The following is a 5,972-nucleotide window of genomic DNA, read 5'->3' on the forward strand; positions in this document are numbered from 1 at the left end:
CCAGTTTTCTCGCTACCCCACAACCCCCCACATGTCCGCCACCAGCCCGCAGCCGGGGACCGGGATGCCGGGCACGCGGACGATGGACGTCGCCGGCATGCCGTCACCGAAGCGGACGGCCAGCGCGCGGAAGGACACCGCAACGTCGCGCAGATCCGTGTAGAAGAGCTGCTGGCGCGCGATGGCGTCGAGGCTGGCGCCGGCCGCGCGGCAGAGCGCGTCGGCCTGGTCCAGGATCCACTCGGTCTGGGCGAGGATCGGCGAGACGGCGTAGGGGAAGGCGGGATCGACGCGGGCGGCCCGGATGAGGCCGTTGGCGTCGGCGGCGCAGAGGCCGGAGAGGAACAAAAGATCGCCGGCCCGCACGGCGGGGCTCGCGTGGCCGAGCGGGACGGGGCACGGCCCCTGCACGATCTGCTTGCGCGTCTTGCCCCCGCTGCGCAGGGCGATCAGGTTGATCTCGATGAGGCCGCCCAGGCAGCCGAAGGCGCTGGCGGGCAGGATGGTGCGGGCCGGCGGGTCGGTCGGGAAGGCCGCGCGCCAGGCGTCCTCGAAGCGGGGCAGGTCGGCCAGGTCCGCCAGGTAGATCTGGGCCTTCACGACCTGGTCCATCGCCGAGCCGGCGGCCTCGAGCGCGACGGCGAGATTCTTGAGGATGAACTCGGTCTGGCGCCGGATCGCGGAGCCCTCCCAGAACGTCGGGTTGACCTGCGCCTCGGGCGCCACACCGGTGCGGAAGTCCGTCGCCATCTGGCCGGCGACGAAGACGAGGTCGCCGACGCGGACGGCCGGCGAGTAGCCGGCGCCGGCGAGAGGCTGCGGAATCCGGTCGGTGGTGATGCCTTCCTTGCGCGGGCTCAGCGCGGGATCGATCGCTACCAGATCGACCTGCACGGTGGCGTCCAGGGCCAGCAGCTCCGGCTGGGCGACGGTGGTGCTGGCCGGCCGGGGCGGCCTGATGAAGTCGCGCCGCACCTCGTGGTAGGGGTCGACGTGCTCGCGGCCGGTCACGAACTGGTTGAGCCAGACGCCGTCGGCGAGTGCCGAGCCGGCCTGCTTCAGGGCGGCCTCGATGGTGGTGAGGATGTAGCGGGACTCGCGGATGCCCCTGGCCTCGCCGGCGAGCGGCAGGTCGGGGTTCCCGCGCACCTCGGGGGCGAGGCCGCCGCCGACGGGACCGCCCATGGTGCCCGAGACGAACACCCACGGCCCGGCCTTGACGGCGTTGGGGATGCGGAGCGGGCCGGGGATGGCGGCCGAGAGCCAGATGCTCGTCTTCTTGACCATGGTCTCTCCTCGCTATGGGTCGCGCGGCCGCTCGCCAGCGGGCGCGTGACGGCTCAGCCGGTGCTCTCGGCTTCCAGGTAGGGCGCGAGCGCCCGGGTGGTGACGAAGCGGAACACGCGGTCCGACGCGTAGCCAAGCAGGCCGAAGACGGCCAGGACGACGAAGACGCGGTTGGTCTGCACGAGCAGGCTCGACTGCTGGAGCAGGAAGCCCAGCCCGGAGTCGGCGGCCAGGATCTCGGCGGGGATGATGCTGAGGTACGACGAGGCCAGCGCCACCCGCATGCCGGTGACGACCGAGGGCACCGCGGTGGGCAGCACGATGAGCCCGAAGGTCTGCAGGCGCGTGGCGCCCAGGCACTCGGCGGCGCGCAGCCGCGCCCACGGGGTGGCCATGACGCCGTGGATGGCGTTGATGAGGACGGTGAAGAACGTGCCCCAGAAGATGAGGAAGTACTTCGACGTCTCGCCGATGCCGAACCAGATGACCGCGATGGGGATCATGGCCGTGGGCGAGAGGAAGCGGAAGAACTCGATGACGGGGTCGAGCAGGTCGTGGACCCAGCGGATGCGGCCCATGACGACGCCGGTGACGATGCCCAGCGCGCTGCCCAGCGCGAAGCCGACGGCCACGCGGGCCAGGCTGGCGGCCACGTGGCGGGGGATCTCGGCGGTCGTGAGCATGGGGATGGCGGTGCGGAGCACCTCCAAGGGCGGGGGGATCAGGTGGGGGCTCACGAAGTAGGTGGACGCGATCTGCCAGACGCCTATGAGCGCGCCGAAGGAGAGGGCGAACATGGCGAGCGTGCGCAGGCGCTCGCTCACGTGGCGGTCTCCGGGGGCTGGGGCTCGGGCTCCGGGGGCTGGGGGGCTGTCTCCGGCATCAGGAGCGCTTCGACCCGCCCGTAGGCCGCGGCGAAGCGGGGGTCGCCCGGGTCGCGCGGCCTGGGCAGCTCGATGGGCAGGACGGCCTTGAGCCGGGCCGCAGGCCCGCGCGTCATCACGCCGATCCGGTCGGCGAGAATCAGGGCCTCGCTCACGTCGTGGGTGACGAAGACGATGGTCTTGCCGGTCGCCGCCCAGATCCGGAGGAGCTCGCCGTGCATCAGCCGGCGCGTGATGGCGTCGAGCGCGGCGAAGGGCTCGTCCATCAGGAGGATCGCCGGGTCGATGGCCAGCGCGCGGGCGATCTGGATGCGCTGCTTCATGCCGCCCGAGAGCTGGCGCGGGAACTTGTGGCGGTCGTCCCAGAGCCCGACCAGGCGCAGGTAGCGCTCGACGGCCGGCGCCCGCCGCGCCCGGTCCAGGCCCTGCACGCGGAGCCCGAAGCCGACGTTCTCCTCGGCGGTGAGCCAGGGGAAGAGGGCGGCGTCGGCGTTCTGGAAGAACACCACGCGGTCGCGGCCGGCCCGCGTGATGGGGGCGCCGTCAAGCGTAATCTCGCCGGCGGAGACCGGCTCGAAGCCGGCCAGGATGTTCAGGAGCGTGCTCTTGCCGCAGCCGCTGGCGCCGAGCAGGCAGAAGAGCTCGCCCTTGCCGATCTCCAGGTCGATCCCGGCCAGCACGCTGACCGGCTCGCCGCCCCGGCGCAGGGCGAAGCGCTTCTCCAGGCGGCGGATCACCAGCATCGGCGCCGGCTCGCTCGCGGGCGGGGGCTCGCTACCAGCGGAACTCCCGCGACACGCGGTCGGGCAGGACGTTCAGCAGCGGCCGCGGGTCGAAGAACCCCTTGGGATCGAACTCCCGCTTGGCCATCCCGACCGCCTTCATCCACCGGCTGAGCTTGTCGAAGTCGTCCCAGGCCACCCGGTCCAGGCCGATGACGCGCTCGTTCCAGCCGTAGTCCGCCTCGATCGGCGCCATGTCCGAGACGCTGAACTGCTCGCGGGCGAACTGGAGCACCTCGGCCTTGTTCTCGGCCGCGTAGCGGCGGCCCTTGTCCATGGCCCGCAGCATCCGCTCGGCCACCCCCGGGTGGTCGCGCAGGTACCACGCCCACGTGCCGATCACGAGGTAGCCGTTCATGAAGCCCTTGGCGGTGGTGAGCCTGTGCACGCGGGGCCCGGCGATCTTGAGCGCCTGGGCGCCGTAGGGCTCCCAGACGAAGAAGGCGTCGATGTCGCCGCGGTCGATGGCCGAGGGCATGATGTGCGGGTCGAGGTTCTTGATGGTCACGTCCTTCTCGCTGAGGCCGTGGGCCTTCAGGTATTCGCTGATGAACCAGGAGCCGGTCGAACCCACCCGGGTGGCGAGCGTCTTGCCCTTCAGGTCCTTGCCGGTCTTGATCTCGGCCTTGGCGATGCCGACGTAGCCCTCGGTGTCGCGCTCGATGATCGCGCAGAGGCGGTACTGGCCGTCCATGTTCTGCCAGAAGTTCACGGCGGGCAGCTCGCCGCCGGTGTTGAAGTCGCCGAAGCCGCGCTTGCCGTCCTTGCCGGACTGGAAGGTCTGCATGGCGGTGGTGCCGGCGGAGAACCACTTCACGGTCACGTCCAGCCCTTCCTCTTTGAAGAAGCCCTTGCGGAGCGCCATCCAGATGGAGTCCGCCTTCGCGATGGGCTGAGCGAAGAGCAGCACCTTGCCGTCCTCGTGCCCCGCCCACGCCGGCCCGCCCCCGCAGAGCAGCAACAGCGCCAGCCCCAGGCTGGCCAGGGTTAGGGTGGTGGTGCGCCTCGCCAGGGCCGGGGTGGTGGTGCGTCCGTCACGTCGCGTCGCCATGGCTCTTCTCCTTCCAGCACGGTCCGCTCCCGAGGTACGCCACCATAGACGAAGACCACTCGGCGTGACAAGGGCATGGCGGATGCGGGACGCCGCATCGCCGCCGCCCGAGACATGACCCGCGCTGTCACGCCTGGCTGACATGCATGGCGGGGAGGGGCCGGTACTTGTGAACCTTTGTCCCGATATCCGCGGGGCTCCTGTAGAATTACCGGGACAAACGAGAGCGACTCGACTGGAAGTATGACAGCGAGGCGGATGTGCTCTACGTAAGCATCGGGAAACCGAGGAAGGCCATCGGCGTCGATATCGGACAGGGCGTCGTGGTCCGATATGACGAGGAGAAACGAGAGGTCGTCGGTCTGACCATTCTTGCTGTGCGGCAACGGGTTGCCGAATCGCTGGCGACGCAGAGCGGCGCCGGCCGACGCAACCGCAGAGGGCGGGCGCAAGGCCGGTTCCGGAGCCGCTCGAAGCCCTGTGATTCTAAAGGTTCCTGAGGAAGCCGTTCCTGCTGCGTCCAGTGGCCGCAACCGGGGAGCATGAGGATCTTCCGCAACTGGGGGACGAACTTCGTCAGATTCGGAATGAGCCGGTCCATGCCGCGGAAGGCGACGACGAGGTCCCGGTCACCGGCGACGTTGCGGTCGATATTGCGGTACCGACTGGGGTCTACCATGCGGCTGAGGAAGCCACCACGCCTTGGCACCAGTCCGACTCGATCAAGATCGGCAATGGTCGCGTCGCCGCGTGGCACGTCCCCTGAGGCCGTGTACAGGAGGCGACGCATGGAGACACGGACGTCGCGCTCGAGCTCCCCGGGGGCCGACGGCGGTCAAGGCACGTTGAAGCCTTCGCGCTGCGCGGCCAGTGCCAGCCGGCTGTCGAGCGTGTGAAGCGTCCGCCCCTGCGGATGTCCCTCGACCCAGTGCAGCGCGGCGCCGAGCTGAAGGGCGTCGAACGCCCGGAGGGGATGAAGCCGCAGTAGTCGTGTCGCCAGCGACTTGACCGGGTCCACGTCGATGATCACGTGACAGGCGCGGAGAATCTCGGCCAACCGGACCTCGGCCCGCCGCGCGATCTCTTCTGCGAGAGCCTTGTCGCGGACCAAGCGTCGAAGTGCGGAAACGACCTCCACTGGGGTGAGGGTCCACAGCACCACCGCGTCGTCCCCGGCGACCCAGGCGGCGACCCGAGAAGAGGACTTCTGCTCGACCAGAAGGGGGACCACCGCCGAACTGTCCCAGAATCTCACCGTCCCTCTCTTCGCTCTCTGAGGAGCGTCGCCACCACGTCCGTCCCTACGCGAGGCTTCCGGGCAAGCCATTCCCGCGAAAGTTTCCCCGTCCCCCGACGGAGCACCCCTCGCCGCTCGAGCCGGTCGAGCCACTCGGCATCACCCTCGGGGACCGGCCCTTGGGCGTCAACCCGCTCGATCCGGGCGATGGCGCGGTCCCGATCACAGACGAGGATCGACTCCCCGCCCTGCACGCGCCGCAGGTAGTAGCTGAGGCGGTTCTTCAACTCGGCGATCTTGACGGTCTTCATGGCGTCATAGCCTGGTCTGGACACGAATCATAGCCATGATGTGGCTATGTCGTCAAGGCCGGGGGACAAAGCGGCAGGAGCGACGCACCAGCCCCCGGATCCAGGCGATCGCCTCGTCGCCCGAGAGCCCCAGCACCTCCCGGGCGAGGCATGCGGAAGACCCTTCGTACAACGAACGTGATCGAGCGGCTTCACGAAGAATTCCGGCGCCGTGTGAAGACGCAAGGCTCGCTACCGACCGAAGACGCCGCCGTCGTCCTGCTCTTCAGCCTCGTGGCGAGCGGGCAGATCAAGTTGCGCAGAATCGACGGCTGACGGAAGATCGCTGCGGTGCTAAGCCAACACACGTCGGTGGCGGCATGATCGCATCAAAGGCGCTCGGGCTCACAACCCCGCCGTCGTTGCTATTGCGGGCGGATC

General features: G+C 69.5%; 7 protein-coding genes and 1 pseudogene. 2 read left to right on the forward strand and 6 right to left on the reverse strand.

Annotation, left to right across the window (positions count from 1 at the left end):
- Window positions 1–12: 12 nt before the first annotated feature.
- Genes VGV13_17355 through VGV13_17370 form a run of 4 tightly spaced genes read right to left on the reverse strand, consistent with a single transcriptional unit; the run spans window position 13 to window position 4,004 of the window.
- On the reverse strand, window positions 13–1,287 hold the full coding sequence (locus VGV13_17355; protein ID HEV8642859.1) for a RidA family protein: 1,275 nt from the start codon (window positions 1,285–1,287) through the stop codon (window positions 13–15).
- 53 nt (window positions 1,288–1,340) lie between these two features.
- Window positions 1,341–2,111, reverse strand: a complete 771-nt coding sequence (locus VGV13_17360; GenBank protein HEV8642860.1) for an ABC transporter permease — start codon at window positions 2,109–2,111, stop codon at window positions 1,341–1,343.
- The gene (locus tag VGV13_17365) at window positions 2,108–2,914 is read right to left on the reverse strand and encodes an ABC transporter ATP-binding protein (GenBank protein HEV8642861.1); all 807 of its coding nucleotides are present in this window, start codon (window positions 2,912–2,914) and stop codon (window positions 2,108–2,110) included. The genes VGV13_17360 and VGV13_17365 overlap by 4 nt, the downstream gene beginning before the upstream one ends.
- Window positions 2,915–2,945: 31 nt before the next feature.
- The gene (locus tag VGV13_17370; protein HEV8642862.1) at window positions 2,946–4,004 is read right to left on the reverse strand and encodes an ABC transporter substrate-binding protein; all 1,059 of its coding nucleotides are present in this window, start codon (window positions 4,002–4,004) and stop codon (window positions 2,946–2,948) included.
- A gap of 251 nt (window positions 4,005–4,255) precedes the next feature.
- On the opposite strand from VGV13_17370, the pseudogene VGV13_17375 reads away from it, so the two are divergent.
- Window positions 4,256–4,504: pseudogene (locus VGV13_17375) on the forward strand (DUF2283 domain-containing protein).
- A gap of 335 nt (window positions 4,505–4,839) precedes the next feature.
- On the opposite strand, the gene VGV13_17380 reads toward VGV13_17375, so the two are convergent.
- On the reverse strand, window positions 4,840–5,259 hold the full coding sequence (locus VGV13_17380; GenBank protein ID HEV8642863.1) for a type II toxin-antitoxin system VapC family toxin: 420 nt from the start codon (window positions 5,257–5,259) through the stop codon (window positions 4,840–4,842).
- Window positions 5,256–5,552 (reverse strand): hypothetical protein, encoded by a 297-nt coding sequence (locus tag VGV13_17385; protein HEV8642864.1) that lies wholly within the window; start codon window positions 5,550–5,552, stop codon window positions 5,256–5,258. Before VGV13_17385 ends, VGV13_17380 begins: the two co-directional genes overlap by 4 nt.
- A gap of 150 nt (window positions 5,553–5,702) precedes the next feature.
- Between VGV13_17385 and VGV13_17390 the strand changes: the two genes are divergently transcribed.
- Window positions 5,703–5,867 (forward strand): transposase, encoded by a 165-nt coding sequence (locus tag VGV13_17390; protein HEV8642865.1) that lies wholly within the window; start codon window positions 5,703–5,705, stop codon window positions 5,865–5,867.
- Window positions 5,868–5,972: the final 105 nt, after the last annotated feature.

The sequence above is a fragment of the Candidatus Methylomirabilota bacterium genome (assembly GCA_036001065.1).
Lineage (GTDB): Bacteria > Methylomirabilota > Methylomirabilia > Rokubacteriales > CSP1-6 > MNEF01.

Coding starts and splice junctions, on each gene's coding strand:
- VGV13_17355 (HEV8642859.1), bottom strand. CDS start 1,287: ATGGTCAAGAAGACGAGCATCTGGCTCTCGGCCGCCATCCCCGGCCCG.
- VGV13_17365 (HEV8642861.1), bottom strand. CDS start 2,914: ATGCTGGTGATCCGCCGCCTGGAGAAGCGCTTCGCCCTGCGCCGGGGC.
- VGV13_17370 (HEV8642862.1), bottom strand. CDS start 4,004: ATGGCGACGCGACGTGACGGACGCACCACCACCCCGGCCCTGGCGAGG.
- VGV13_17385 (HEV8642864.1), bottom strand. CDS start 5,552: ATGAAGACCGTCAAGATCGCCGAGTTGAAGAACCGCCTCAGCTACTAC.
- VGV13_17390 (HEV8642865.1), top strand. CDS start 5,703: ATGCGGAAGACCCTTCGTACAACGAACGTGATCGAGCGGCTTCACGAA.